The sequence below is a fragment of the Stenotrophomonas muris genome (genome assembly GCF_052751275.1).
Genome location: NZ_CP199879.1, coordinates 2,139,889 through 2,164,541 on the forward strand (window position 1 = coordinate 2,139,889; position 24,653 = coordinate 2,164,541).

General features: G+C 66.9%; 27 protein-coding genes, 5 tRNA genes and 1 riboswitch. Of the genes, 7 read left to right on the forward strand and 25 right to left on the reverse strand.

Annotated elements, in window-relative coordinates; all coding sequences use genetic code 11:
- The first annotated feature begins 30 nt into the window (after positions 1-30).
- Entirely contained in the window at positions 31-318 is a 288-nt protein-coding gene (locus ACUVWL_RS09910) for a hypothetical protein (protein ID WP_111205968.1), read from the forward strand.
- A complete protein-coding gene (locus ACUVWL_RS09915; protein WP_126411908.1) occupies positions 315-1,370 on the forward strand; it encodes a 4Fe-4S dicluster domain-containing protein in 1,056 nt (351 codons plus the stop codon). Before ACUVWL_RS09910 ends, ACUVWL_RS09915 begins: the two co-directional genes overlap by 4 nt.
- Before the next feature lie 9 nt (positions 1,371-1,379).
- On the opposite strand, the gene ACUVWL_RS09920 is transcribed toward ACUVWL_RS09915, so the two are convergent.
- Entirely contained in the window at positions 1,380-1,616 is a 237-nt protein-coding gene (locus ACUVWL_RS09920) for a hypothetical protein (protein WP_005416001.1), read from the reverse strand.
- Positions 1,617-1,975: 359 nt separating this feature from the next.
- Positions 1,976-2,179: a hypothetical protein gene (locus ACUVWL_RS09925; RefSeq protein ID WP_126411907.1), complete on the reverse strand. Its 204-nt coding sequence runs from the start codon at positions 2,177-2,179 to the stop codon at positions 1,976-1,978.
- Between the two features lie 111 nt (positions 2,180-2,290).
- On the opposite strand from ACUVWL_RS09925, the gene ACUVWL_RS09930 reads away from it, so the two are divergent.
- Both ACUVWL_RS09930 and crcB read left to right on the forward strand, forming a co-directional pair.
- Entirely contained in the window at positions 2,291-2,692 is a 402-nt protein-coding gene (locus tag ACUVWL_RS09930) for a helix-turn-helix domain-containing protein (RefSeq protein WP_005415999.1), read from the forward strand.
- Between the two features lie 22 nt (positions 2,693-2,714).
- Positions 2,715-2,778, forward strand: a riboswitch (Fluoride riboswitch).
- A gap of 81 nt (positions 2,779-2,859) precedes the next feature.
- Positions 2,860-3,252 (forward strand): fluoride efflux transporter CrcB, encoded by a 393-nt coding sequence (gene crcB / locus ACUVWL_RS09935; protein ID WP_445979135.1) that lies wholly within the window; start codon positions 2,860-2,862, stop codon positions 3,250-3,252.
- A gap of 3 nt (positions 3,253-3,255) precedes the next feature.
- Here the strand turns inward: crcB and ACUVWL_RS09940 are convergent, their stop codons facing one another.
- Complete coding sequence (locus ACUVWL_RS09940; RefSeq protein WP_032959295.1) at positions 3,256-4,089, reverse strand: AraC family transcriptional regulator; 834 nt, start codon at positions 4,087-4,089, stop codon at positions 3,256-3,258.
- 141 nt (positions 4,090-4,230) lie between these two features.
- Positions 4,231-4,749: an AAA family ATPase gene (locus ACUVWL_RS09945; RefSeq protein ID WP_111205971.1), complete on the reverse strand. Its 519-nt coding sequence runs from the start codon at positions 4,747-4,749 to the stop codon at positions 4,231-4,233.
- A 260-nt stretch (positions 4,750-5,009) separates the two neighbouring features.
- On the opposite strand from ACUVWL_RS09945, the gene ACUVWL_RS09950 reads away from it, so the two are divergent.
- Positions 5,010-6,083, forward strand: a complete 1,074-nt coding sequence (locus tag ACUVWL_RS09950; protein WP_445979136.1) for an alpha/beta hydrolase family protein — start codon at positions 5,010-5,012, stop codon at positions 6,081-6,083.
- Positions 6,084-6,258: 175 nt separating this feature from the next.
- Here ACUVWL_RS09950 and ACUVWL_RS09955 read toward each other — a convergent pair whose 3' ends face one another.
- The 5 genes from ACUVWL_RS09955 to ACUVWL_RS09975 all read right to left on the reverse strand — a co-directional run bounded on the left by ACUVWL_RS09955 (position 6,259) and on the right by ACUVWL_RS09975 (position 8,215).
- Positions 6,259-6,528: a hypothetical protein gene (locus ACUVWL_RS09955; RefSeq protein WP_032959304.1), complete on the reverse strand. Its 270-nt coding sequence runs from the start codon at positions 6,526-6,528 to the stop codon at positions 6,259-6,261.
- 217 nt (positions 6,529-6,745) lie between these two features.
- Positions 6,746-7,660, reverse strand: a complete 915-nt coding sequence (locus ACUVWL_RS09960) for an ADP-ribosylglycohydrolase family protein (protein ID WP_014646667.1) — start codon at positions 7,658-7,660, stop codon at positions 6,746-6,748.
- Between the two features lie 121 nt (positions 7,661-7,781).
- Positions 7,782-7,855 (reverse strand) — tRNA-Cys (locus ACUVWL_RS09965).
- A gap of 66 nt (positions 7,856-7,921) precedes the next feature.
- Positions 7,922-7,997 (reverse strand) — tRNA-Gly (locus tag ACUVWL_RS09970).
- A gap of 142 nt (positions 7,998-8,139) precedes the next feature.
- Positions 8,140-8,215: transfer RNA gene (locus tag ACUVWL_RS09975), tRNA-Gly, on the reverse strand.
- Positions 8,216-8,345: 130 nt separating this feature from the next.
- Between ACUVWL_RS09975 and ACUVWL_RS09980 the strand changes: the two genes are divergently transcribed.
- Both ACUVWL_RS09980 and ACUVWL_RS09985 read left to right on the forward strand, forming a co-directional pair.
- Positions 8,346-8,747 (forward strand): hypothetical protein, encoded by a 402-nt coding sequence (locus ACUVWL_RS09980; protein ID WP_046429875.1) that lies wholly within the window; start codon positions 8,346-8,348, stop codon positions 8,745-8,747.
- On the forward strand, positions 8,740-9,189 hold the full coding sequence (locus ACUVWL_RS09985) for a hypothetical protein (RefSeq protein ID WP_014646638.1): 450 nt from the start codon (positions 8,740-8,742) through the stop codon (positions 9,187-9,189). The genes ACUVWL_RS09980 and ACUVWL_RS09985 overlap by 8 nt, the downstream gene beginning before the upstream one ends.
- A gap of 2 nt (positions 9,190-9,191) precedes the next feature.
- Here ACUVWL_RS09985 and ACUVWL_RS09990 read toward each other — a convergent pair whose 3' ends face one another.
- The 16 genes from ACUVWL_RS09990 to ACUVWL_RS10065 all read right to left on the reverse strand — a co-directional run bounded on the left by ACUVWL_RS09990 (position 9,192) and on the right by ACUVWL_RS10065 (position 24,652).
- The gene (locus ACUVWL_RS09990; protein ID WP_014646637.1) at positions 9,192-10,106 is read right to left on the reverse strand and encodes an HlyD family secretion protein; all 915 of its coding nucleotides are present in this window, start codon (positions 10,104-10,106) and stop codon (positions 9,192-9,194) included.
- A complete protein-coding gene (locus ACUVWL_RS09995) occupies positions 10,103-10,831 on the reverse strand; it encodes an ABC transporter ATP-binding protein (RefSeq protein ID WP_032959314.1) in 729 nt (242 codons plus the stop codon). The genes ACUVWL_RS09990 and ACUVWL_RS09995 overlap by 4 nt, the downstream gene beginning before the upstream one ends.
- Before the next feature lie 10 nt (positions 10,832-10,841).
- Positions 10,842-11,981, reverse strand: a complete 1,140-nt coding sequence (locus ACUVWL_RS10000) for an ABC transporter permease (protein ID WP_111205961.1) — start codon at positions 11,979-11,981, stop codon at positions 10,842-10,844.
- Positions 11,978-13,441: an efflux transporter outer membrane subunit gene (locus tag ACUVWL_RS10005; RefSeq protein WP_142234491.1), complete on the reverse strand. Its 1,464-nt coding sequence runs from the start codon at positions 13,439-13,441 to the stop codon at positions 11,978-11,980. The genes ACUVWL_RS10000 and ACUVWL_RS10005 overlap by 4 nt, the downstream gene beginning before the upstream one ends.
- A gap of 366 nt (positions 13,442-13,807) precedes the next feature.
- Positions 13,808-13,883: transfer RNA gene (locus ACUVWL_RS10010), tRNA-Gly, on the reverse strand.
- Between the two features lie 116 nt (positions 13,884-13,999).
- Complete coding sequence (locus ACUVWL_RS10015; RefSeq protein WP_014646633.1) at positions 14,000-15,106, reverse strand: NAD(P)/FAD-dependent oxidoreductase; 1,107 nt, start codon at positions 15,104-15,106, stop codon at positions 14,000-14,002.
- Positions 15,107-15,245: 139 nt separating this feature from the next.
- A tRNA-Gly gene (locus ACUVWL_RS10020) sits at positions 15,246-15,321 on the reverse strand.
- Between the two features lie 249 nt (positions 15,322-15,570).
- Positions 15,571-16,197 carry a CDP-diacylglycerol--glycerol-3-phosphate 3-phosphatidyltransferase gene (gene pgsA, locus ACUVWL_RS10025; protein ID WP_012510614.1) on the reverse strand — a complete coding sequence of 209 codons (627 nt, stop codon included), beginning with the start codon at positions 16,195-16,197 and terminating at the stop codon, positions 15,571-15,573.
- Between the two features lie 18 nt (positions 16,198-16,215).
- The gene (uvrC, locus tag ACUVWL_RS10030; RefSeq protein WP_014646611.1) at positions 16,216-18,060 is read right to left on the reverse strand and encodes an excinuclease ABC subunit UvrC; all 1,845 of its coding nucleotides are present in this window, start codon (positions 18,058-18,060) and stop codon (positions 16,216-16,218) included.
- Complete coding sequence (locus ACUVWL_RS10035; protein ID WP_014646610.1) at positions 18,057-19,469, reverse strand: hypothetical protein; 1,413 nt, start codon at positions 19,467-19,469, stop codon at positions 18,057-18,059. The genes uvrC and ACUVWL_RS10035 overlap by 4 nt, the downstream gene beginning before the upstream one ends.
- Positions 19,466-19,954, reverse strand: coding sequence for a low molecular weight protein-tyrosine-phosphatase (locus ACUVWL_RS10040; protein WP_445979137.1), 489 nt, complete (start codon positions 19,952-19,954; stop codon positions 19,466-19,468). The genes ACUVWL_RS10035 and ACUVWL_RS10040 overlap by 4 nt, the downstream gene beginning before the upstream one ends.
- A complete protein-coding gene (gene kdsB / locus ACUVWL_RS10045; RefSeq protein ID WP_445979138.1) occupies positions 19,951-20,724 on the reverse strand; it encodes a 3-deoxy-manno-octulosonate cytidylyltransferase in 774 nt (257 codons plus the stop codon). The genes ACUVWL_RS10040 and kdsB overlap by 4 nt, the downstream gene beginning before the upstream one ends.
- 75 nt (positions 20,725-20,799) lie before the next feature.
- Entirely contained in the window at positions 20,800-21,819 is a 1,020-nt protein-coding gene (gene lpxK, locus ACUVWL_RS10050) for a tetraacyldisaccharide 4'-kinase (protein ID WP_049406353.1), read from the reverse strand.
- Entirely contained in the window at positions 21,819-23,567 is a 1,749-nt protein-coding gene (gene msbA, locus ACUVWL_RS10055; RefSeq protein ID WP_014646606.1) for a lipid A export permease/ATP-binding protein MsbA, read from the reverse strand. The genes lpxK and msbA overlap by 1 nt, the downstream gene beginning before the upstream one ends.
- On the reverse strand, positions 23,564-23,986 hold the full coding sequence (locus ACUVWL_RS10060; RefSeq protein ID WP_014036620.1) for an ExbD/TolR family protein: 423 nt from the start codon (positions 23,984-23,986) through the stop codon (positions 23,564-23,566). The genes msbA and ACUVWL_RS10060 overlap by 4 nt, the downstream gene beginning before the upstream one ends.
- Positions 23,987-23,989: 3 nt before the next feature.
- A complete protein-coding gene (locus ACUVWL_RS10065) occupies positions 23,990-24,652 on the reverse strand; it encodes a MotA/TolQ/ExbB proton channel family protein (protein WP_014646605.1) in 663 nt (220 codons plus the stop codon).
- Position 24,653 lies beyond the last annotated feature (1 nt).

A 24,653-nucleotide genomic window follows, 5' to 3' on the forward strand; every position in this document is an offset into this window, starting at 1 on the left:
CGCGCCGCCCTCATTCCGATCCGGGACAGCATGAACAGACCCTCTCCCAGCCGCCGCCAGCAGCTGATCCAGCACTGGGGCGCCATCCTCTGGCCCAGCTTCATCGCTGCCGGCCTGGCCAGCGTGGTGTTCTTCGCCTTCGTCGACCCGCTGCGGTTGCAGGCGATCAGCTTCCCGGGCAAGGCGATCAGCCGTGAACTGGGCTATACGACAGGATTCTTCATGTTCTGGTCGGTGACCGCACTTTCCAGCGCAGTCACCTGGTACCTGCAGCGGCCCCTGCCGAGCGATGACGACGACGAGCTGCCGCTGGGATGAGTACGCCCTGTACCGGAACCGGAACCCCACGCCCCTGGCGTTGGCGCGGCGCGCTCAGCGCGCTCTTGCTGATTCTGTTCTATGCCCTGCCATGGCTGCGCTGGAATGGACACCAGGCCCTGCTGCTGGACATCAACGCACGGCGCTTCGACCTGTTCGGCTGGACGTTGTGGCCCGGCGATGTCGGCGTGCTGATCGGGTTGCTGGCGGTTCTGGCGGTGGGCCTTGCGCTGCTCACCCACCTCGCCGGCCGCATCTGGTGCGGTCATGCCTGCCCGCAGACGCTGTGGCGTCGTGCCTTCGACTGGATCGCGCACGGCATGGCCAAGGTCTTGCCAGTGCCAGCCGTGCGCCCGGCCACCCAGGTCGCCTGGGGGTTGCTGTCGCTGTGGACTGGCATCACCTTCGTCGGCCTGTTCAGCCCGATCGCCGGACTGCTGGCCGCCGCTCCGCATGCCGGCTGGAGCGGCTGGGAAACATTCTGGGTGCTGTTCTATGCCGCCGCCACCTGGGGCAATGCCGGCTTCCTGCGCGAGCAGGTGTGCCGTTCGCTGTGCCCGTTCGCGCGCATGCAACCACTGCTGATCGATCCACATACACCACGCATGCTGTACGACGCGCGCCGCGGCGAACCGCGCGGCATGCGCCCTCCGGGCATGGGGGGCGTGCTCGGACGCGGACGCGGCCTGCTCGACCCGACCACCGCACAGGACTACGTGTTCCGCGCCGCACATCCGCTGCTGGCCGGACCGATGCCCACCTTCAGCGCCGATCGCCTGGGCGACTGCACCGACTGCGCCGCGTGTGTCAGCGCCTGCCCGATGCAGCTGGACATCCGCCAGGGACCGCAGGCCGATTGCCTGGCCTGCGGCGCCTGCCTGGACGCCTGCTCGCGGCAGCAGAACCAGGCCGGTTTCGGCCCGGGGCTGGTGCGCTACTGCAGTCCGCAGGCCATGGCCGGGCAACCGCGGCAATGGTGGCGACCGCGGACCCTGGCACTGCTGTCGATGCTGCTGGCGCTGTTGGCCTGTGGCGCCTGGCGCCTGCTTTGAATCAACGGGTCAACGCGGCCCGTTGGCGTGCGGCGGCACCAGCTGCGCACGTCGGACGATGCCGAGCTGTTCGATGATCAGCGCCATTTCATTGGTGACTTCGGTACGCTCGGTCCCCTGCGGGACCAGGCGGTCCAGCACCTGCTGGTAGGTATCCCAGAACGCCGGACCGCATCCGTGTTTGTGATAACTGGCTTCCAGTTCGCGGCGTACCCGTTCAGCCAAGCCATGCATGCCGTATTCCATACGACCTCCGTTGGACTTGTTCTGCATCGTTGACGGTCTACCGACTCACTTGCGAGCTACTGAAAGACTCCCGGGCTTCACGCCCGGTTGATGCCAATTAGTCATAGATTTCACGACAGGTCAATTACATGCAGCGACTTTCGTGATCGAAATTATTAATCGTTCACGAAACCACATACGGGATGACAGGCTTCCCGGATGGGCCGGAGCCGACAACCTACCCGATTCCTCCAGCCTCTGCCCTGGTAGGCCTCATCGATAGCCCGACCCCGTTCCATCGAAATTTCCTATGTTGCTAAGCATACTTAGCAAATGGCACTTAGAGTGCTATATGCGACAAAAGGCGGCGCAGTTGAGGCTTATTCGCCCTGCGTGGCTTCAGTTGCCGGGAACAGGTTGGGGTAGCGCTGATGCAGGATGTATTGGCGTAACGCAGGAATAGGGAAATCCTTGGGCCATTGCGACACTGCAGATCGGCTTATGCCAAAGAAGCGCGCCAGTTCGGCATCGGTGCGGAAACCCAGCCGGGAGCGCACCTGCCCCTTGCTCCAGAATTCGGTCACGGTCGGTCCTTCTGTTAACCAGACTTATTCTTGGAACAAGGGATCTTTGCGATCCACGCGTTAAGCTGGCTTGCATAGATGAATACTCTCGGCCAACGACTCGCCATTGCCATGAAGAAAGCCGGGCACCCTCGCCCGGCCGATCTGGCCCGCGCCGCCGATTCGACGACGGCAACCATCAGCAACTGGCTCAACGACCACGTCAGCCCCGCCCATGTGAAGGCCGAACAACTGTTCCGCATCGCCGATGCGGCCAAGCTGGACGCGCGTGAACTGCTGTATGGCGTGAGCGGGCTTGGCGTCGGTGAGCGGGGCAATACCTATATCCCCAGCCAGGCCCACCTGGATGTCTGGCAGGACGCCTACGAACTGGTCAGCCACCTGGTGGAAGAGAAGGGCCTGGAGATCGACCACCGCCGCCACGCGGCCCTGGACCTGCTGGCCTTCGAACTGCTGATGGACGGCTTCAGCCGCAGCAAGGTCATCCGGGTGCTGACGACCTCGATGACGTGAATGCACTACCGCTGGTAGCATGGTCGCCGATGGGGATGGGGCTCCCCCGATAACCGCCTGAAAGGGCTGATGGCTCCTGCCAGGACGAACCGGCGTTCGTCGACGGCAGGCCGTGCCTGCCCTCGGCGTTCGCCATCGAATCAGCGAACCCGTACCCGAGGCACGTGATGCACGCATTGAACAACTACTTGCTGGTCTTCATCGGCGGCGGGCTCGGCGCCTGCCTTCGCCATGCCTGCAACCTGATCGGTACGCGGGTGGCAGTCGGCAGCCCGTGGCCATGGTCGACCTTCCTGATCAACATCAGCGGCGCGCTGCTGATGGGCGTGCTGGTCGAAGCCTTCGCCCTGCGCAATGGCGCCTCGCCGCAGCTGCGCCTGCTGCTGGCCACCGGCGTTCTCGGCGGCTACACCACGTTCTCCACCTATGCGCTGGAAATCGGCGTGCTGCTGCAGCGCGGCCAGCACGGCCTGGCAGCGTTGTACGCCGGCGGTTCGGTGGCACTGGGCCTGGTCGGCCTGTTCGGTGGCATGAAACTGGCCCGGCTGGCGCTGGGCTGAGACTCAGGCCGCGCCGGCGCGGGCCTGCCCGCGCCACTCGCGCGGCGACTGCCCGGTGTGCGCCTTGAATGCGCGCGACAGCGCGGCTTCGCTGCCGTACCCCACATCGTCGGCAATCCGCTTGAGCGGTCTGCCCTGGCGCAGTGCCTGCTGCGCCAGGCCCACCCGCCAGCCCTGCAGGTATTGACCGGGCGTGGTGCCCATCGCCTCACGGAAACTGGCAGCAAACACGCTGCGTGACATGCCGGCGACCTCGGCCAGGTCTTCCAGGGTCCAGGACTGTGCGGGCGCTTCATGCATCGCCACCAGCGCCAGCCGCAGCCGCGGATGCCCCAGCCCGGCAAACAGGCCACCACGCATTTCGCCCCCTTCCATCAGCTGCCGCAGCACCTGGATCATCACCACCTCGAACAGCCGGTTGACCATCGCCGCACGCCCGCAGCGCTGCTCGAAGGCTTCCTCGAACAGCAGTTCCAGCGCTGCGTTGCCGCCGTACAGATCGGCCAGCGGCAGGCAGATGAAATCGGGCAATGCGGCGCTGATCGGGTTGAGCCGTCCACCCTCGAAATGCAGGTTGGCGCAGGCCATGTCGGCGCCGTGCTGCGGATCGGTGCTGAACCGATGCGGCATCGGCCGCGGGTACAGCAGCAGGCTCGGCACCTCGACCTGCACGGTCTGCTGGCCGTGGCTGACCTGCAGCGGGCCACGTCGCACCAGGTGCAACTGCCCGGCTTCATCCTCGCCGTCCAGCGTGTTGATGCCGCACAGCGCGCCGGCATGGAACACCGAGGCGGTGACCGAAAAACGTTCCAGCAGAATGGCGAGACGGTCGACCATGACGGGACTCCGGATCAAGCGAGACGAACTCAATGCGACAGATCGTATCGGATTCGGCGGTTGAGGGGGCGGCACTGGCTGAGTGATCCGTCTCGAATTCATGCAGCTGCGCCAGCATGACGACGGCCGCCTGGTGCTGCGCTACGCCGGGCCTGCCTCGGTATAGCGCATCACCACGAAGCGCTCTTCCGCGGCCGGTGCAACGAAGTGGCGGGTGATACGTTCGAACTCCTCGTCGCTGGCCTGGAACGGATGTTCGCCGAGAGCATTGCGCGCGCGCAGCCGCGCCTTGCAGACCTCATCGGCAATGTCGAGGAAATGCAGTTGATGTGCAGCGCCAACCGGCGAGAACACTTCACGTGCCCACGCGCGGCTGGCTGGCGTATTGAATGGAAAATCGAGCACCACCGAAACACCGGCCTGCAGCAATGTGCGCAGATGATCGGCCAGCACATTGCGCAACGTGGCTGCACGCTGCAGATAGTCGGCAATGGAATGGATTTCGCCCGGATACAGCGCCGCCAGCCACGTGTCTTCGCTGATCAATACGTGGCGCGGCTTCAACGCCAGCTGCTGCGACAGGGTGGATTTGCCGGCACCGATCTTGCCGCACACCAGGTGCAGCGTCGGCGCAGCGTCGTTCGATGAAAGGTCGTGCATCTGCATTCTCCTTGGTGGATTCATTACCCGGGAGAGCGCTGCATGCAACCCGCCTTCCCGGGCAGGTTGCTTGGCCGTGATGACCGCGCGCTACCCCGCCTTCCCGTGGGGAATGCGGATAATCGACGCGATGCTGTGCAGGGCCATGGCGCCAGCGTAGAGCGCGGCACCGCCGACCGGCAATGCCCTGCGGCAGTGCAGCGCGCGCAAGGTGGTGCAGGGATCTATGCTCGGCGCCATTCCCGCATGGAATGACCCCGATGCGACCCTTGCTTCGATGCGCACTTGCCCTCTGCCTGCTGCCCTGGATGACATCGCTGGCTGCACCGCCGCCAGCAGCGCGTACGCTCAGCGGCGAGCGGCAGGGCGCACCGTGGCGGCTGGATGTGCCTGCCGACTGGAACGGCGACCTGGTAATGCTGGCCCATGGCTATGAACCGGTCGGCGTGCCGCGCACCGCCCCCATGGCGGCCAATGACAGCACCGCACCACTGCTGGCAGCAGGTTACGCCGTCGCGCAGAGCGCCTATGCCAGCCAGGGCTGGGCGGTGGCCGATGCGATCACCGACATGGAACGCCTGCGCCAGCAGGCAGTGGGTGAACTCAAGCATGTCCGCCACACCTGGATGCTGGGATTCTCGATGGGCGGTGCCGTGACCATCGGAAGCCTCGAACGCTTCCCGCAGCACTACACCGGCGGTGTATCGCTGTGCGGCGCCAATCTCAGCGGCGAACAGATCGCGACCGATCTGCTGACCACGCTGGTCGCGTTCGATTACTTGTTCCCCCAGGCTGATGGGCTGCCGCCCACCGGCCTGCTATCGCGCGAAGCGGCGGCGCTGCCGCAGGGCGAGTTGTACCAGGGCATCGCCAATGCACTGCAACGTGATCCGGCGCACGCCGCAGTGCTGGCACGGCGGCTGCAGGTCTCCGCTGATGCACTGGCCGGCACGATCAGCCTGCACGCGCTGGTCCTGCATGAACTGGCTGCACGGAGCGGCGGCATGCCGATGGGCAACATCGGCGTGGTCTACAGCGGCTTTGGCGATGACACCGCGTTCAATGCCGGCGTGCAGCGTGTCAGCGCTGTTCCCGCGGCGCAGGCGCATGTCCGCAACTCGCTGGCAATCACCGGCGCACTGAAGCGACCGCTGGTGATCCAGTTCAACCACAACGACCCGACCATCGTGCCGCACATGCAGACGGTGTATCCGCAATTGGCCGTACGGGCTGGCGCACGCCCGCTGCCACGCGTGTTGCCGCCGGTGGGCGAAGGACACTGTGGTTTTTCTGGGGCACAGGTGGTCGACGCCTTGAAGGCCGTGCAACGCTGAGTCCATCGCGTGCCGCAACGCATCACCACCGTGCCGGAAGGGGCTGCTCGGGTGGCGTGTCTTGTTCAGCCGCCAAGGCCTCGGCCTGACCAGCATGGTGCTGCACGATGCACGCCGCCCGATCGGCATGCAGGGCCAGGCGCTGACCGTGCGAGCGCAACCATGACGGGCCCAGTCAGCCGCCCAGCGTGCCCATCGTGAAGGTGTAGCCCGAGCTCATCAGGAATTCGCGCATGCGCATTTCCGCGCGCCGCGGTGAGGCCAGGCTGGCCGGCGCATACAGCGCATACACCAGGCCCGATCCCTCGATATGCTCGCGGCGGACCTCGCAGCGGGCGGTTTCCGAGGCAATCACCCATCCGTCCTTCAGCCGCTCCGGCCCGATGGATTGCCCGTTCTTCAACCGAAAGGTCAGCCAACGCACATCTGCCATGACTTTGCTCATTTCCGTTTCGCTCCGTGGCTGAAGCGACGCGTGATGTCCTTGCTCGACATTGCGGCTCCCTGAGACGTGGAACCCGACCATAGCGCCTTTCCATGTCGTGGCCGGCTGAGACTGGCGGCCGCGGCATGCGAGCTGCCGCACGGGTTCCCTCGCGGCGTCGGAAATGGCGCCGGCAGGGAGCGTCCTGCCGGCGCAGTTCACAGGCAGGGAACCCGACTCACGCAGCGCGGTCGCTGCCCTGGTTCAAGGCGTGCAGCGCATCGGCCAGCGCCTGGATTTCGGCACGCAGGGCCAGCCGCTGCAACCACCGCCCGGGGATTCCGCGCGCACCATGGAATGCGCCCGCCAGCTGCCCCGCGATGGCGGCCGTGGTGTCGGCGTCCTCGCCAAGATTGGCCGCCTCGAGTACGACGGCTTCAAAGGTGTCGTGGCGATCAAAGCACCAGAGTGCAGCTTCGACACTGTCGACAACATAGCCATTGCCACGGATCTGCTCACGCGCGGCACCGCGGTAGCCGCCCGCCGCGATCTGCTGCAGCCGCGCGCTCTCGACGGGGACATTGCTGAGATCCAGCACCGCGTCACGGGTGCCACCTGCCAACGCCCGCTCCAGCGCGACCGCCAGCAAGCGGCACGCCTCCAGGCACTCCTGCGCAGCGTGCGTCGTTCGCGAACTCAGCTCGGCCATTGCCTGCAGGTCGGGGGTCCCGGCGTAGCGCAATGCCACCGGCGCCAAACGCATGATCGAGCCATTGCCAGCGCTGCGTGGGTCGTCACTACCCGCCAGCGGATGGCCATCCTGCAGGAACCGGTCGATCGCAGCCCGCGTTGCCATACCGATATCGAAGCACTCGCCGGTCGCACTCCAGTACCCATGCCGGTACCAGTTGGCGTAGCGGTTCATCTGATCGTGCACATCGAAGGTGTCACAACGCACCAGGCTCTCGGCCAGGCACATCGCCATGGAGGTATCGTCGGTCCATTGCCCCGGCTGCAGCTGGAACGGCCCACCACCCACCATGTCGGTGATCGGGGTGAAGCTGCCACGAGGCTTGAACTCCAGCGTGGTACCGACGGCATCGCCGCACGCGAGGCCGAGCAAGGCGCCGCGGAAGTGATCAATCTGGTTCATCAGACCAGTGTAGCGCCACCGGATCCGCCATGACTGGCCGCCAGGCCGCGCAACGATCGCGCAAGCGGGAAAGCAATCGTAGCCAACAAAAAAGCCCTGACCGGAGTCAGGGCTTTTCAATTGGAGGCCTCAAGCGGAATCGAACCGCTGTAAACGGATTTGCAATCCGGTGCATAGCCACTCTGCCATGAGGCCAACGTACTGCGCGCCAGGAACGGAACCCTGACAAGACAAAACCCCATGATGGGGCCTGTCGGAACATGGAGCGGGAAACGAGACTCGAACTCGCGACCTCAACCTTGGCAAGGTTGCGCTCTACCAACTGAGCTATTCCCGCGTAAGCCGACATGCTACCGGAAATCCGGAAAACACACCAGCGATTTCACCTTTCTGACTGCGCGCAAAGCCTTGCGGCTCAACGTGCCCCGCCTTGCCATGGCGGGAGAAAAACAAGGCCCCTACCGGGGCCCTGTAGAATCTGGAGCGGGAAACGAGACTCGAACTCGCGACCTCAACCTTGGCAAGGTTGCGCTCTACCAACTGAGCTATTCCCGCAGATTCCGTTCGACCTGCGTCGAAGGAGCGCTATTGTGTCCAAATTCCTTCACGCCGTCAACAGTCTTCACATCATGCGGTCACGGGCGTCCGCACTGGGGTACGCTGCCCCGCCCAGCCCCATGCGCCCATGTTCCTTCGCGGCAAACCCTTGTTGATCGCCCTGCTGCTGCATCTGCTGGTGGCGCTGCTGTACTGGGCACTGATTCCGCTGGGAATGAACTGGTATCGCGACCATTTCGGCTTCACCGCCCATCGCGACATCGGCCTGGGCATCGCCCAGTTCCATCTGTTCTGGATGTTCATTGGCGCCCAACTGCTGATCGCAGTGTTGCGGCCATTGTTCGCCAAGCTGCTGGTGCTGGCGGCGCCGCTGGCGTTCGCCAGCTGGACGCTGATGCACGACCATCCGCTGCGCCTGGTGTACTTCACCGTTGGACCTGGCCTGCTGGCACTGGCCGCAATCGCCGCAAGCCTGCGCTATTCGTCGCGGGCAACCTCCCGCTACACCACGGACACCACCGATGCCTAGACGTTACATCCGCCTGTTCTGGCTGCTGGTCGCGCTGACCTGGCTGGCGCTGATCGCCGCACTGGTCAATGCCGGCTTCACTCCGGACTACTGGCTGCTGCACCACCTGGAAGGCGCCGAACTGCCCTACCCGACCAGCACCGTCATCGTCTTCGCGTTGCTGGGCACGGTCGAACTGGTGGTAGCCGCCTTGATCGTGCGGCCGTGGAGACTGAAACGCCTGTGGCTGCGCCTGCTGATCGCCTTCGCCCTTCTGCTGCTGTGGTCGGTGCCGTGGATGCTGTCGGCGATGCATCAGCCGCCGGTACAAGGCATGCATCTGCTGTGGCTGCTGCTGTTGGACGTGGGCCTGCTGCTGGCGCTGTGCATGGTGTCGGCGGTGAGCGCGTGGCGGGCGTTCAGGCGTCGAGGGCGCGCGGATGCGCCCCCGTTGCAGCACTAGGCCTACTTCCGGAACTCCACCCGCACATGCTGGCCGAAGCGCGCCTTGGCCTCGCCATCGAACTCCAGCACGCACTCCACCACCTTGGCCACGCCACGCCCCGCGTCTTCAGGCAGGCGAGCCTGCGCGAACACCGGGCTGATGCGTACCACGCGTGCGGGCGGCAGCGTGCTGGCGTTCTCGGCACCATCGCTGTCTGGCACCACGGTGGCCCTCATGCCCACCTGCACGGCATCGGCGTAGGCCGCGCTGAGTTCGGCACGTACCTGCAGCGGGCGCGCCGGCAGCAGTGATATCGCCGGCTTGCCGGCCTGCACGAAGGCGCCGAGGCCCGGTACCTGGCCGACCACGGTGCCGGCTTCCGGCGCGCTCAGCGACATCTGCTGCAGTTTCAGCCTGGCGTGTTCCAGCTTGTGCTGGGCCATGTCGACCTGCGCACCGGCCACGTCGACATCGGCGCGTACGCCAGCCAGCTGCTGCTTGGCCGCATCGGCCTGCTGGTTGGACGACACGCCTTCGCTCGCACCCGTGGACAGGCGGGTGGCATTGCGCTCCAGTTCGCGCAGCTGCGCCTGGCTGCCCTTCAGGCGGTCATTGGCCAGTGCGAGATCAGCGGTGGCCATCGCCACTTCCTGCTGCAGCAGCGCACCGTCCAGCGACAGCAGAAGCTGCCCCTTCTTCACCGTGGCGCCCTCCTTCACCAGCGCGGCGGTGATCGAACCATCCACCGGCGGCGCCAGCGCGATCAGGCCACCCTCGACATCGATGATGCCGCGCGCCACCGCAACCTTGCCGGCGGTGGCAGTGCTGGCTTTACCTGCAGGTGCCTGGGCGGGCGCGTCCCTGGAACAGGCGCAAAGCAGCAGTGCCGCGGACAGTACCAGGCTGAGGGGAAGCAGGTGCGACGTCTTGGTCATGGGGCGGACTCTACGGTTTCGTTCTGGCGGCGGTCATCACGGACCATGCCGTCTTCCATGGCGATCACCCGATCGGCATGCCGGATCAGGCGCGGATCGTGGCTCACGCACAGCACGGTGGCGCCATGCGCACGTGCGTAGCGGTGCAGGATGTCGATCACGCGCTGGCCGTTCTCGGCGTCCAGCGCGCTGGTGGGTTCGTCGGCGAAGATCAGCGTCGGCGACTTGGCGAAGGCACGGGCGACGGCCACACGCTGCTTCTCACCGCCGGACAACTGCGCCGGGCGCATGTGGCTGCGGTGGCTGAGGCCCACTTCTTCCAGCGCCTTGCGCGCCAGCGGCTCGCTTTCGCGATTGCGCATTCCGCGGTAGCCCAGCGGCAGCTGCACCTGCTCCAGCGCAGTCAGTGCCGGGAACAGGTTGAAGCCCTGGAACACGAAGCCGACATGGTGCAGGCGGAAGCGCTCCACCTCCCCGCGGGTCATGTGCCCCACGTCCTGGCCCAGCGCGTGCACGCGACCGCCATCCGGCGCGGACAGGCCCGACAGCAGCGACAGCAGCGTGCTCTTGCCGCACCCCGAAGGGCCCGAGACCAGGGTCAACTCGCCCGGATAGATGTCCAGCGACAGGCCGCGCAGCACCGGCACCTGTACATCGCCGGACATGAAGCCTTTTTCCAGTGCGTCGGCCTGCAACGTGGGGGCGACGGCATGTTTGGAGGTCATCGGCCGGTCCTCAACGCAGCAGCAACGATGGATCGGAGCGGACCACACTGCGTACCGCCATGATGCTCGACAGCATGGCCATCACCGCGACCAGCGCCACGCAGCCGATGATGACCATCGGCGTCAGCTGCACCGGCACGCGCTGGGACTGTGCGATCAACAGCACGACGGTACTGAACGCCGCCGCCAGCAACATGCCCACGCCACCGATCAGCAATGCCTGCTCGAATACCACCCGTGCCAGCGCGTAGCGACCTGCGCCGAGCGCGTTGAGCGTGGCGTACTCGCGCACCGAACCAGCCACCACCGAGGCGAACGACTGGTTGGTGATCACCGCGCCGACGAAGCAGACGATGACGGCCATGAACAGCACCGCGATGCCGGCGCCGGTGTCGAACAACCAGTACTGCTGCGAACGGCTGGCGAACGCCGGCGCGGTCCAGAACTCGACCGGCGTGGCTTGGCCCATCGACGCAGCGAGGCGGTCGCGCACGCGGTCGGCCAGGTCCGGCGAGCGCAGGCCCGCCACGAAATAGGTACTACCCTCGTGCGGATCGGTACCGGCGATGGCACGCGCGGTATCCAGCGAGGCCAGCACGTTGACGCCACCGAGGCCACGCAGGCCGGGTTGCGCGGCGACCACGCGCACCGCCTTGCCATTGATCCATGCACGGTTGCTCTGCAGGTCCACGCCCAGCGTATCCAGGTCGGCGCTGTCGACGATCACCGCCCCCGGCTCGCGCAGCTGCGCGCGCAGGTCGGCAGGCAGGATGCGCGCGAACATCATTGCGTCATCGCCGGTGGAGATGCCGGACAGGTACACCGACACGTTGCCGGTACCCTGCGCGCCCGAGCGCCATTCGCCATCGACCCACTCGTAGGATTCGACGCGGGTGACATCCGGGTCCATGCGCAGGTGGCTTTCGACGTCGGCGCTGATCGCATGGCCGTAGTTGACGCTCTGGGTGCCGGGGAAGCCGGCCCAGATGTCGGCCGAGGACGCTTTCACGTAGATCGCAGCGGTACCGAAGATGCCCAGCACCAGTGCCGCCTGCACGATCAACAGCACACCGGCGAAGCACATCGCCAGCACCACCGGCAGGAACCGGCGCCACTCATAGGCCAGGGTCTTGCGGGCCAGCGCGATCATTGCGAGTCGCCCTCACCCTCGACAGGCAACGGAGCACCACCGAGGGCGCGGTAGAGCGACGCAAAGGCCAGCACGCGCGCACCCTGTGCACCGATCAGGTCGGCCTGCGCGGCGAGTGCCGCACGCTGCCCGTCAAGCCCGTCGAATTCGCTGGACAGCCCCAACTGCACCTGCCGCGCCTGCCGCTTGACCTGTTGCCCGGCGGCATCATCGGCCGCGCGCAGCGACTGGATGCTGCTGTCCTGGCGCGCCAGGCTGCCGAGCGCGCCTTCCACTTCGCTCACGCCTTCCAGCACCGCCTTGCGGTAACCCAGCAAGGCGGCATCCAGCTGCTTTTCATCGGCATGGAAGCGTGCGCGGCGCTGGCCCCAGTCCCACAGCGGAATATCGATGTACGGGCCGATGGACGGGCTCGAATCGGAATTGGAGCGGGCGTTCTGGGTGAGGTTGTAGGCGTACAGGATGGAGCCACCGAGGCTGACACGCGGATACATCGCGGCGCGTGCCGAACCCTTGCTGGCAGCAGCCTGCATCACCTCCGATTCGGCCAGCAGGATCTGCGGCCGATGGCGCAGCAGATCGGCCGGGACCTGCTGCAGCGAGAACGCACCCAGCGTCGGCGGCGTGCGATAGGCACGCCAAGCCGGGTCCGGGCCATCGCGTCCCAGCAGCAAAGCCAACGCACGGGCAGCGTTGTCCGCGTTTTCCCGTGCCTGCGCCGTGGCCGCGCGGGTGGCGGCCTGGCGTGCACGCAGGCGATCAAGTTCGCCGGGCTCATCAAGGCGCAGGCGCTGGCGTACCAGGGCCAACTGTTCGCCGCGATCGTCCACCGCCTGCTGGCGGGCCAACAGGTCCTGCTGGGCCTGCGCCACGGTCAGATCCAGATAGCTGCGCACCACGTCGGCGATCACCGCGACCTGCGCGGCACCACGCAGCGCCTCGGCATTGCCGGCCGACGCCTGTGCACTCAACTGCGCGCTCTCGGCGGCGCCGAACAGGCCCAGGTCCCAGATCGCTTCGATACCCGCGTGGAAGTAGGTGTCGACCGCAGCGGCATCCTGCACCTGCTTGGCGCTGGCCGTGATTTCCGGCAGGAAGCGCGAATCGGACGTGCCGGCGACAATCCGCACGGCCTGCAGGCGCAGCGTGGCCTGCTGCAGGTCGAGGTTGCCGGCGATGGCCTGATCGACCAGTCCATCCAGCGCTGGGTCGGACAACACTTTCCACCACTGTTTGGCGTCCACCGCCACGCCTTGGCCCTGCGGCACCTGGGTCCAGGTGCTGGGCGTGCGATCAGGCAGATCCGGAACCGGCACCGACATGCAGCCCGCCAATGCGAGACTTGCGAGCAGCGCGCCGGGTCGCAGCACTGCCTGCAGGGAGAGTCCGCGCCCCGTCCTGGGCACTGCCACTGAAGTGATACGCCTGACCACCAGCCCGCCAACGTGTAGAAGGAGCATGAAGGCTACCGTGCGATTGTGGAGCGAACATGGAGAAATGGTCCGAAAAAGGTCACAGCACCCGTGCGGTTCAGGCAACGCCGGCGCAGGCCTTTCGCCAGCCTTTCAGTGCCTGCAGCAGGCGGAACACTGGTGCGGATTCCAGGTCATTGCGTCTGTTGCAGCCCCTCGTGCCAGGTGCTTCCGATCGTCCCCACGATCGCTGCGCCCCCCGTCATGCCGATTGCGACACCAATGTCGGAATCGCCCCCAGCTGCAGACTTACCACGCCCACCATGAAAATGTCGTGGCCCGCCTGTAGCGACCCGCCTGGCCAACGTCATGACAAACGAAAAACGCCCCCTTGCGGGAGCGTTTTTCTGATTCTGGAGCGGGAAACGAGACTCGAACTCGCGACCTCAACCTTGGCAAGGTTGCGCTCTACCAACTGAGCTATTCCCGCAGATTCCGTTCGACCTGCGTCGAAGGAGCGCTATTGTGTCGATATTGCTGCACGGCGTCAACAGGAATTTTCACGTGAACCGAAGGACGGCGTTCAGGCGCCCCTGCCTGCTCGCTTTACGTGCGCAGGCCACGGCGGTGGAAGTAGACCTGCTCGGCGATGCGCCGCGTGGCCCCCGTGTGCAGCAGTGCGTTGAGCGGCCAGTCGGCCTGCAGATGGTCCATCGCCCAGCGCAGCAGGCGCTTGCCATGGAATGCCGGCGCCACCTGCCGCGCCACCCGTTCCGCTTCCGGCCCTTGCCCACGCAGATGGCGGGAAATCGCCTCGCCGACCGCCCAGCCGTGCCGCCACGAGGAGTGGATGCCGCCGGCGGACAGCGGCGAGACGATGCCTGCCGCGTCGCCGGTCAGGATCACGCGTTGGCCGGTGAAGGGCCCATCCGGCCGGCCGCACGGGACCAAGCCGGCGCGGGTGGCCGAGGGACGCGCCGAAGGCGGAATGCCGACCACATTGCGCACGTGGTCGAGGAAGCCATCGATATCCGGCGGCCGTACCTGTTGCGGGTCATGACGCAGCGCCAATCCCACCTGCAGCCCGGTCGGATTCTGCGCGACCCAGCCGATGTAGCCCGGTGCGTAGCGCTTGCTGACGAAGCAATGCAGTGCATCGCCCTGCGACACCTGCAGGCCGGCGAACTCACGCTCGACGCCGTAGAGGCTGTCACGCACCTGGCCAAGCCCGGTGCGTTGTGCCACGCGTGAGCGTGCGCCGTCAGCGCCAACCAGATAGGCGCATCGCCCTGCCCCATCCACCTGCCAGCCGTCACCACTGCGATGGGCGTCGGTAAAGGACTGCTGCAGGCGCAGGTCGACGCCGTTCGCATGCAGCTCGCTGGCCAGCCAGCGCATCAGGTTCGGCGTATCGGTGGTGAGGAAGTAATAGCCCGGTGCGGCCAGCAACACGCTGCGAAGGTTCGGCGCATACAGGCGCACGTTTGCGACCCGGTCCACCAGATGTTCGGGCATGCGCCCCAACCAGGTCTCCTCCATCGCTTCTTTCACCACGATACCGGTGGTGTGCAGGCGCTCGCCGGGGTCGACCTTGCGTTCCAGCACGCAGACGCGCAGACCGTACTGCGCGGCGGCCAAGGCGCAGGCGGCACCGGCGAAACTGGCGCCGACGATGACCACATCGTGGTCGTAAGCAGAGGATTGATGAGGCATCGCGGCATCGCCGGGCTGGAACGGAGATACAGCTTCGCGAGCACGCGTGGTGAGGCGATGGGGTGGCGGTGAAGCAGGGATGAAGTGCCCTGCACACAAACGAAAAAACGCTCCCTTCCGGGAGCGTTCTTCTTGAATCTGGAGCGGGAAACGAGACTCGAACTCGCGACCTCAACCTTGGCAAGGTTGCGCTCTACCAACTGAGCTATTCCCGCTTGGGAGGCGAAATTCTACCTGTTCCAAGGATGGCGTCAAGCGGTTTTTCCGGGGCCTGCGAGGCGCCTTGCACCGCGTATCCATGCATGGCGTGGATCTACCACGGCATCCCCGCAAACCGATGGATCCGCACCATCCGTGGACGCAGCATTTCCAGTAGGTCCACGCCATGCGGGGATAGGCGCATCGATGGGGTCAGAGCCCTTTCCTTCGGAAAGGGATCCGACCCCGGGGCTCAGACCCCGGGCTCAGTTGCCCAGCTTCTTCTGCCGCGCACGCTCGCGCGCAGCGCGCTCATCGTCGCGCAGGCTCGGCCAGGCGGCGTGCAGGTACTGCAGGCCCGACCACAGGGTCAGCACGGCGGCAATGGCCAGAGTCCAGTCGCCGATATGGAACACCGGCCAGCCCATCCAGATGTCTTCCACCGGCACGTTCGGGGCCACCGAATACAGCAGGCACAACAGCGCGACCATCTGCGCGGTGGTCTTGACCTTGCCGATCATCGCCACGCGCACCTTCGCGCGCTGGCCCAGCTCGGCCATCCATTCGCGCAGCGCCGACACCGCGATCTCGCGGCCGACGATGACCGCCGCCCAGAACGCCATCCACGGCGTCGGGTGACCCTGCACGATCAGGAACAGCGCCACCGCTACCATCAGCTTGTCCGCGACCGGGTCGAGGAAGGCGCCAAAGGCCGACTCCAGCTGGTAACGGCGTGCGATCCAGCCATCGAGCCAGTCGGTGATCGCGGCCAGGCCGAAGATCGCCGCCGAAGCGAAGTTGGTCCAGGTGTAGGGCAGGTAGAACACCAGCACCAGCACCGGGATCATCACGATCCGCAACAACGTCAGCCAGGTGGGCAGGGTCAACTTCATGCTTGCGTGCTTCTCTCTCTACTCGGCCGCATCAGGCGTGGCCAACCCGTGCAGGTTAGCGTAGATACGTGCCGCGAGGGCGTCATTGATGCCTTCCACCTTGGCGATTTCCGCTTCGCCAGCGGCTTTCAGGCCCACCAGACCGCCGAAATGCTTGAGCAGGCTGGCGCGGCGGCGCGGCCCGATGCCGGGGATATCCTCCAGCTTGCTGGTCATCCGCGCCTTCTGGCGGCGCCCCCTGTGGCCGGTGATGGCGAAGCGATGCGCCTCGTCGCGCACCTGCTGGATGAACTGCAGCGCCGGGCTGGCCGCGCCCGGGCGCAGCTCGCGGCCATCGGGCATCACCAGCGCTTCGTGGCCGGCACGGCGCTCCACGCCCTTGGCCACGCCCACCAGCAGCACGCCTTCCACGCCCAGATCGGCCAGTGCGGCCTGGGCCTGCGACAGCTGGCCGGCGCCACCGTCGATCAGCAGCACGTCCGGCAGCACGCCCTGCTCTTCCACTGCGCGGCGGAAACGGCGGTCGATGGCCTGGCGCATGGCGGCGTAGTCGTCGCCCGGCTCGATGCCGCTGATGTTGAAGCGGCGGTACTGCGCGCGCACCGGGCCGGCGGCGTCGAACACCACGCACGAGGCTACGGTGGCCTCGCCCAGGGTGTGGCTGATATCAAAACACTCGACACGCTTGACCGGCTCGGCCAGGCCCAGCATCTCGCGCAGCGCATCGCTGCGCGCGTGCTGCGCATTGCGGCTGTTGAGTTCGGTGGCCAGGGTCAGCTGCGCGTTGCGGCTGGCCAGTTCCACATAGCCGGCGCGCTCGCCGCGCACGTTCCACTTCAGCTGCACCTTGCGCTCGGCCGAGGCCGACAGCGCGGCGACAAGGAGGTCGGCATCGGGAATCTCGCGATCCAGCAGGATTTCGCGCGGTGGCTCGAATTCGATGTAGTACTGCGAAACGAAGGCCGCCAGCACTTCCTCCGGGCTTTCCTCGCCATTGGTGCGCGGGAAGAACGGGCGGGTACCGAGGTTGCGGCCATCACGGAAGGCCAGCAGCAGCACGCAGGCCTGCGAGCCCTGCATGGCCACGGCCAGCACATCGAGGTCCGCGGCGCGGCCATCCACGTACTGGCGGGTCTGCATGCTGCGCAGCGAGGAGATCAGGTCGCGCAGGCGCGCGGCCTGCTCGAACTCCAGCGCCTCGCTGGCGGCCTGCATCTGCTCGCCCAGTTCGCGGGTCAGCTCGTCACTCTTGCCTTCCAGGAACAGGGCGGCGCGGCGCACCGACTCGGCGTACTCCGGCGCCGGGACCAGCTCCACGCAGGGCGCGCTGCAACGCCCGATCTGGTATTGCAGGCACGGTCGCGAACGGTTGCGGAACACGCTGTCCTCGCAGCTGCGCAGCTTGAACAGCTTGTGCATCAGGTTCAGCGTCTCGCGCACGGCGGTGACGCCGGGATACGGCCCGAAGTAGCGCCCGGGAATGGCACGCGGGCCACGATGCAGTGCGATGCGCGGCCAGTCCTCGCGGGTCAGCAGCACATGCGGGTAGGTCTTGTCGTCACGCAGCGAGACGTTGTAACGCGGCGACAGCGACTTGATCAACTGGTTTTCCAGCAGCAACGCCTCGGCTTCCGAGCGCGTCACGGTCACGTCCATGCGCGTGATCTGCGAGATCATCGACATGATCCGCGCGTTCTTCGGGCTGCCGTTGAAATAGCTGCCGACACGGTTGCGCAGCGCGCGCGCCTTGCCCACGTACAGCAGGGTGTCGTCGGCGGCGTACATGCGGTACACGCCAGGGGCGGTGCTGAGCTGGGCCGCGAAGGCCTTGCCGTCGAAGGCCGGGGCGGGAACGTCGGTCATTCGCTGATCGGGACTTCGCTGAGCACGCCGCTGTCGGGGTCGAATCGCAGCACGGCATGGGCGTCAGTCTCGGCGATCCACACCGCACCGGCGCCCACCGCCAATCCGGCCGGGCCATGCAGGCGGCGCGGCAGCGGCTGGGTGGTCAGTTCACCGCCGCCCAGGCGCAGCGTGCGCAGGCGACCGTTGCCGGTATCGGCAATCCACAGCAGCGGAGCGTCCGCGCTCAATGCGATCGCCTGCGGATACTGCAGGCTGGCCTGCGCACGCGGGCCGTCTTCGCTGCCGAAGCGCCAGGGCCCCTGCCCGACCAGCGTCTGCACCAGGTCGCCGCGCAGTTGCAGTGCACGGATCGAGGATCCCAAGGCGTCGGCGACGTACAACACCTGCTGCACCACGGCCAGCGCAGTCGGTTGGGCAAAGGCAGCCAGGTGGCCGCTGCCGTCACGCTCGTCGATGGAACCACTGCCGGCGCGCCATTGCAGGCTGCGCTGGCCCAGGTGGTAGCTCCAGATGCGGTTGTCGCCGGCCATCGCGATGTGCAGCTGGTTGTCGGCGATGGCCAGGCCGACAGGATGGTCCAGCGAGACCTGCCGCGCCTGCGCCACCGGACCTTCCATCGGCGCACCGGGACGTCCGTTGCCACACAGCGTGTCGACGATGCCGGTCAGCAGGTTGATGCGGCGCACCGCATGGTTGCCGGTGTCGGCGACGTACAGCGAATCGCGCTCCAGCACCAGCGCCTGCGGGCGGTGGAACGCCGCTTCGGCCAGGTTGCCGTCCATGAAATCGGCGGTACCGAGGCCGAACTGGCGCAGGATGCGGCCGCCATGGCTGCATTCGAGAATGCGGTGGTGGCCACTGTCGGCGATGTACAGGCGTTCGGTGCTGACCGCCAGGCCCAGCGGGAACCGCAGCGCCTGGCGTGGTTCCGGATGCAGTTCGCTGCCGCCGCGCGGCGGCGCCGAAGGCGCGCCCTGGCACAGCGTGTTCAGGGCGCGCTCCAGTTCACCGGGTGCTCCCTGCCCGACCAGCCGCTGCTGCTCGCGGCCCTGCGCGTCCAGCAGCACCACGGTCGGCCAGGCGGTAACGCCGAAGCGGCGCCAGCCATCCCAATCGGCATCGAGCAGTACGGGCATGGCCAGGCCCTGGCGGCGCAGCAGCTTCAGTGCGGCACTGGCGTCGCGCTCGAAATCGAAGCGCGGCACCTGCAGCACCAGCGGCTGCAGCTTGCCGGGGTGGCGCGACAGCCATTGGCCGAACTCGGCCAGGCGTTGCGCACTCCAGGCGGAGGCCGCATTGACGAACAGCAGCGCGACCGGCCGGCCGCGCAGTTCGGTCAGGGTGCAAGGAGTGGCATTGAGCCAGGTGGCGAACTCGGGCAGGTCCGGGACGGGCTGGACGTTCATGACCCGATTATGCCGGAGTCGGCGTCATGCAACAGTCGTGCCACCGCACGTTTTGCAGCATCGTCGACCAGCGACCAGACCTGTTCGAAATGATCGCTGCCGCCGGTGTAGGGGTCGGGGATGGCTACCCGCCCCTGAACGCCCGACCAGGGCAGGTACAACGCCAGCCGTTCACGCTGGGCCGCCGACGCCAGGCGCCCGGCATCACGCAGGTTGGCCTCGTCGGCACACAGGATCCAGTCGAAACGGTCGAAATCCACGTCCTGCAGCTGGCGTGCGCGCAGGCCGCCGATGTCCACGCCGTGCCCGGCCGCGCAGGCGATCGCGCGGCGGTCCGGCGGCTCGCCCACGTGCCAGTCGCCGGTGCCAGCCGAATCAACCTGCACCCGCCCGGCCAGCGGCGAGGCATCCAGGCGTGCGCGCAGCGCGCCTTCGGCCATCGGCGAACGGCAGATGTTGCCGAGGCAGACGAGCAGCAGCCTCATCGCGCGGTCGTCGCCTGCAGCAACGCCTCGGCCCGTTCCAGGTCCTCGGGCGTGTCGATGCCCGGCGGGAACGGTTCGGGCGAGATCGCCACGCTGATCGGGTAGCCTGCCTCCAGCACGCGCAGCTGCTCCAGCGATTCGACCTGCTCCAGCTGGCCCGGCGGCATCGCCGCGAACTGCTGCAGGAAGCCGGCGCGATAGCCGTAGATGCCGATGTGGCGCAACCAGTGGTGGCCGTCCGGCAGCGTGTCGCGGCTGCGTGCGAAGCCGTCGCGGTGCCAGGCGATCGGCGCGCGGCTGAAGTACATCGCCTCGTTGCGCACGTTGCGCACCAGCTTCACCACGTTCGGGTCGAACAGGGTGTGCGCGTCCTCGACGGTCGTGGCGAGAGTCGACATCGTCGCAGTGCCTGCGACCAGCGCATCGGCCACCGCACGGATACCGGCCGCCGGTGCGAACGGTTCGTCGCCCTGCAGGTTGACCACCACCGTGTCATCGGCCCAGCCGGCAATGCGTGCGCATTCGGCCAGGCGATCAGTGCCGGAGGCGTGCGTGGTCGCGGTCATCGCCACCTTCACTTCGGCCAGCCCGGACAGCGCATCGGCAATGCGCTGATCGTCGGTCGCTACCCAGACTTCACGGGCACCGGCCTGCAGCGCGCGGCGCGCCACATGCAGCACCAGCGGCTCGCCGCCCAGCGGGCGCAACGGCTTGCCCGGCAGCCGCGAGGCGGCATAGCGGGCCGGAATGGCGACGACGAATTCAGTCATGCAGGCGGTACTCGGCAGGCTCGTTACAACGGGAATGCGGGCAGCAGCGCGTGAATGCAAGCGCCGCCGCGCCACTCAGTTCGGCCGCAGCTTGTCCAGGCGATCGGTCAGCGCCACCCAGAACGCCGCGGGCAGCTCGGCGCGCAACGGAACCGCGTAGTGCCAGTCGTTGCCGAACGCACGGCATTTCACCGCGTCCTTCTCGGTCATCAATACCGGCAGCTGGCTGCCGAAGGACAGGTCCTGCGGCTGGTAGGCCTGGTGGTCGGCGAACGCATGCGGCACCACGCCGATCCCGCGCGCGCGCAACATGTCGAAGAAGCGCTGGGGATGGGCAATGCCGGCCACCGCATGCACGCGCTGGCCCTTGAAGTACGCCAGCGGGCGAGCGCGGCCACCGGCCAGCGGCTGTGCACTGTCGATGTGCAGCGCCATCGGCCACTGGCCGAAGCCACAGGCCTGCGCTGCGGTTTCCTCATCGGCCTGGCCGAGGTTGACCACCCGGAAATCGCATTCGCTGGCGCGGCTGACCGGCTCGCGCAACGGCCCGGCCGGAATCATCCGGCCATTGCCATAGCGACGCTGCGCATCGACCACTTCGATCTCGATGTCGCGCGCCAGGCGGTAGTGCTGCAGGCCATCGTCGCAGACGATCACATCGCAGCCGGCCTCGACCAGCGCCTTGCCGGCGGCGACACGGTCGCGGTCCACGCGCACCGGCACACCGGTCTTCCAGGCGATCAGCACCGGCTCGTCACCGCCCTTGGCAGTTGGCGTGTCGGCCTGCACCCACAGCGGCTTGTCGGCGTCTTCGCGACCATAACCACGGCTGGCCACGCCCGGCTTCCAGCCGGCCGCGCGCAGGCGCTCGACCAGGGCAATGGTCAGCGGCGTCTTGCCGGTACCACCGGCGGTGATGTTGCCGACCACGATGACCGGCACCGGCAGCGAGTGGCGCTTGCGCCAGCCACGCCGATAGGCGCGCCGGCGCAGCGCGGTGACACCTGCGTACAGCGGCGCCAGCAGGCGCATCGTCCACGGAACGGGGCTGCCGTCGTACCAGTACGCCGGGGTCTGGGTACCCTTGCCGGCCATCAGTCCTGCCTTTCGCGGAACTGCATGCTGTGCAGATGCTGGTAAAGGCCGCCCAGTTCGAGCAGCTCCTTGTGGGTGCCACGTTCAACGATGCGGCCATGGTCCATCACCAGCACCTGGTCGGCATGCTCGATGGTCGACAGGCGGTGCGCGATGACCAGCGTGGTGCGTTCCGGCATCAGGCGCTGCAGCGCATCCTGCACCAGGCGCTCGGATTCGTTGTCCAGCGCCGCAGTGGCTTCGTCGAGGATCAGGATCGGCGCGTCGCGCAGGATCGCGCGGGCAATCGCCAGGCGCTGGCGCTGGCCACCGGACAGCAGCGCGCCATTCTCGCCGACCGGGGTCTGCAGCTGCTGCGGCATGCGTGCGATGAACTCCCAGGCATTGGCCGCTTCGGCCGCCGCACGGATCTGCTCATCGGTCGCCTCCATGCCGTAGGCGATGTTGGCCGCGATGGTGTCATCGAACAGCATCACCTTCTGCCCGACGATCGCCACCTGCCGGCGCAGGTCGGCCAGCGGATAGTCATCCAGGGCCACGCCATCGAGGGTGATGACGCCGCCACTGGGCTCGTAGAAGCGCGGAACCAGCCGGATCAGGCTGGTCTTGCCGCTGCCGGAACGGCCGACGATGGCCGTCACCGTGCCCGGCCTGGCAACGAAACTGATGTCGTCCAGGGCAATGCCGCTGTCTTCGCGGTAGCGCAGCATGACGTGGTCGAACGCCAGTTCGCCGCGCACGCGCTGCACTCGGTGCTGGCCCTCATCACGCTCCACCGGCATGTCGAGGATGCCGAACAGGCGCTCGGCGGCGGAGACGCCGCGCGAAATCGAGGTCTGTACGCTGGTCAGTCGGCGCAGCGAGGGAATGATGGCCATCATCGAGGTCATCAGGCCCATGAACTGGCCGGCATTGAGGCGGCCGGCCAGGGCTTCGCGGGTCGACACCCAGACAATCACCGCCAGCGCCAGTGCGGCCAGGAACTGCACCACGCTGGACGCGGCGGCGCGGGTGACCTCGACCTTCATGTTCAGCGCCAGCATGCGGTTGGCCAGGCGCGAGTAGCGCGAGATCTCATGCTGCTGGGTGCCGTGCACCTTCACTTCCTGCTGCGCGGCCAGCGACTGCTCGGCAGTCTGCGCCATCGTGCCCATGCCGTCCTGGATGCCGCGGCTGATGCGACGGTAGCGCTTGCCCACGTAGGACACGATGCCGCCGATCAGCGGCACCACCAGCAGCATCGCCAGGGTCACCTTGACGCTCATCTGCAGCATCACCGCCAGCATCGCGATGATGGTGAGGGTATCGGCGACCACGGTCTTCAGCGCGTCGGCACTGGCCTGGGTGACCTGTTCCGTATCGAAGTTGAGGCGGCTGACCATTACCGGCGTCGCTTCGGTATCGAAGTGCGACGACGGCAGGTGCAGGTACTTCTGCAGCACCTGCTCACGCAGGTCGCGGACCACGCTGCGGCCGGTCTTGGCCAGCGTGTAGTCGCTGACCCAGGTGGCCAGGCTGCGCATCAGGAACAGGCCGAGGATGGTCAGCGGCAGCACCACGGCCGCGCGCGGCTGCGGATCGACGAAACCTTCGTTGACCAGCGGCTCCATCAGCTTGGTGAAGTGGTAGCCGGCGAGGGCTTCGACCACCATGGCGATGACCGCGCCCACCATGAACACCCAGTAGGTGCGGGTGTAGCCCAGCAGACGTTTGTAGATCGGCCACACCGGCGCGTGATGGGAACTCATGGACGCACCTCTGGCGCAGTTGCAATGGCGATACGACGGAAACCGAGCTGACCGAGCGCGTCCTGCGCAGTCACCACGGCCTGGTAGGGAGTACGCGCGTCGGCGCGCAGCAGCACGGGCTGGCTGCGATCACTGCCGGCGACGGCGGCGATGGTCTGCTTGACGGACTCGACATCGCTGCGCAGCACTTCCTGGTCATTGATGAAATAACGGCCTTCGGCGTTGATCAGCACGCTGAGCGAACGCGGCGGCTCGTTGTTGGGCTGCTGGCTGGCGGTGGGCAGCTGCACCTGCAACGTCGAGCGCGCATCGAAGGTGGTGGTGACCACGAAGAAGATGATCAGCACCAGGATGACGTCGATCAGCGGGACCAGATCGATATGCGGCTCATCCTGGGATCGGTCATTGCCGATACGCATCGATCAGGCCTTCGCCGCAGCGGCGTTGGCCGGGCGCGCCGACGGGGACGGGTTCATCACCCCCGGGCGGCCGTCGAGCGTATCCAGCAGGGCGCTGGCCTCCTGTTCCATCTCCACCACGTAGCCGTGGATGCGGCCCTTGAAGTAGCGATGGAACATCAGTGCCGGGATGGCCACGATCATGCCGGTGGCGGTGCACACCAGGGCCTTGCCGATGCCACCGGCCAGCTGGTTCACATCACCCACGCCATGGTCGAGGATGCCCAGGAACATCTGGATCATGCCGATCACGGTGCCGAGCAGGCCCAGCAGCGGGCCGGCCGAAGCGATGGTGCCCAGCGCGTTGAGGAACCGCTCCATGCGGTGCACCAGGTGACGGCCGGTATCCTCGATGCGCTCGCGGATCTGGTCGCGCGGGCGGTTGCGGGCTTCCAGCGCGGCCGCCAGCAGCGCGCCCAACGGCGAGTTGGCACGCAGGGTCTGCAGGTGCGCCGGGTCAAGCTTGCCGCGCGCGGCCCAGTTGCGCACTTCCTGGCCGAGGCCGGGCGGCAGCACCTCCGTTCGCCGCAGGGACCAGAAACGCTCCAGGATGATCGCCAAAGCCAGTACGCCCAACAGCAGCAGCGGCACCATCGGCCAGCCACCGGCCTTGACCAGTTCCCACACG

Bases quoted from the DNA above. Each gene is read 5' to 3' on its own strand.
- ACUVWL_RS09910 (WP_111205968.1), top strand. From the start codon at position 31: ATGAACAGACCCTCTCCCAGCCGCCGCCAGCAGCTGATCCAGCACTGG.
- ACUVWL_RS09915 (WP_126411908.1), top strand. From the start codon at position 315: ATGAGTACGCCCTGTACCGGAACCGGAACCCCACGCCCCTGGCGTTGG.
- ACUVWL_RS09920 (WP_005416001.1), bottom strand. From the start codon at position 1,616: ATGGAATACGGCATGCATGGCTTGGCTGAACGGGTACGCCGCGAACTG.
- ACUVWL_RS09930 (WP_005415999.1), top strand. From the start codon at position 2,291: ATGAAGAAAGCCGGGCACCCTCGCCCGGCCGATCTGGCCCGCGCCGCC.
- crcB (WP_445979135.1), top strand. From the start codon at position 2,860: ATGCACGCATTGAACAACTACTTGCTGGTCTTCATCGGCGGCGGGCTC.
- ACUVWL_RS09940 (WP_032959295.1), bottom strand. From the start codon at position 4,089: ATGGTCGACCGTCTCGCCATTCTGCTGGAACGTTTTTCGGTCACCGCC.
- ACUVWL_RS09945 (WP_111205971.1), bottom strand. From the start codon at position 4,749: ATGCACGACCTTTCATCGAACGACGCTGCGCCGACGCTGCACCTGGTG.
- ACUVWL_RS09950 (WP_445979136.1), top strand. From the start codon at position 5,010: ATGCGACCCTTGCTTCGATGCGCACTTGCCCTCTGCCTGCTGCCCTGG.
- ACUVWL_RS09955 (WP_032959304.1), bottom strand. From the start codon at position 6,528: ATGAGCAAAGTCATGGCAGATGTGCGTTGGCTGACCTTTCGGTTGAAG.
- ACUVWL_RS09960 (WP_014646667.1), bottom strand. From the start codon at position 7,660: ATGAACCAGATTGATCACTTCCGCGGCGCCTTGCTCGGCCTCGCGTGC.
- ACUVWL_RS09980 (WP_046429875.1), top strand. From the start codon at position 8,346: ATGTTCCTTCGCGGCAAACCCTTGTTGATCGCCCTGCTGCTGCATCTG.
- ACUVWL_RS09985 (WP_014646638.1), top strand. From the start codon at position 8,740: ATGCCTAGACGTTACATCCGCCTGTTCTGGCTGCTGGTCGCGCTGACC.
- ACUVWL_RS09990 (WP_014646637.1), bottom strand. From the start codon at position 10,106: ATGACCAAGACGTCGCACCTGCTTCCCCTCAGCCTGGTACTGTCCGCG.
- ACUVWL_RS09995 (WP_032959314.1), bottom strand. From the start codon at position 10,831: ATGACCTCCAAACATGCCGTCGCCCCCACGTTGCAGGCCGACGCACTG.
- ACUVWL_RS10000 (WP_111205961.1), bottom strand. From the start codon at position 11,981: ATGATCGCGCTGGCCCGCAAGACCCTGGCCTATGAGTGGCGCCGGTTC.
- ACUVWL_RS10005 (WP_142234491.1), bottom strand. From the start codon at position 13,441: ATGCTCCTTCTACACGTTGGCGGGCTGGTGGTCAGGCGTATCACTTCA.
- ACUVWL_RS10015 (WP_014646633.1), bottom strand. From the start codon at position 15,106: ATGCCTCATCAATCCTCTGCTTACGACCACGATGTGGTCATCGTCGGC.
- pgsA (WP_012510614.1), bottom strand. From the start codon at position 16,197: ATGAAGTTGACCCTGCCCACCTGGCTGACGTTGTTGCGGATCGTGATG.
- uvrC (WP_014646611.1), bottom strand. From the start codon at position 18,060: ATGACCGACGTTCCCGCCCCGGCCTTCGACGGCAAGGCCTTCGCGGCC.
- ACUVWL_RS10035 (WP_014646610.1), bottom strand. From the start codon at position 19,469: ATGAACGTCCAGCCCGTCCCGGACCTGCCCGAGTTCGCCACCTGGCTC.
- ACUVWL_RS10040 (WP_445979137.1), bottom strand. From the start codon at position 19,954: ATGAGGCTGCTGCTCGTCTGCCTCGGCAACATCTGCCGTTCGCCGATG.
- kdsB (WP_445979138.1), bottom strand. From the start codon at position 20,724: ATGACTGAATTCGTCGTCGCCATTCCGGCCCGCTATGCCGCCTCGCGG.
- lpxK (WP_049406353.1), bottom strand. From the start codon at position 21,819: ATGGCCGGCAAGGGTACCCAGACCCCGGCGTACTGGTACGACGGCAGC.
- msbA (WP_014646606.1), bottom strand. From the start codon at position 23,567: ATGAGTTCCCATCACGCGCCGGTGTGGCCGATCTACAAACGTCTGCTG.
- ACUVWL_RS10060 (WP_014036620.1), bottom strand. From the start codon at position 23,986: ATGCGTATCGGCAATGACCGATCCCAGGATGAGCCGCATATCGATCTG.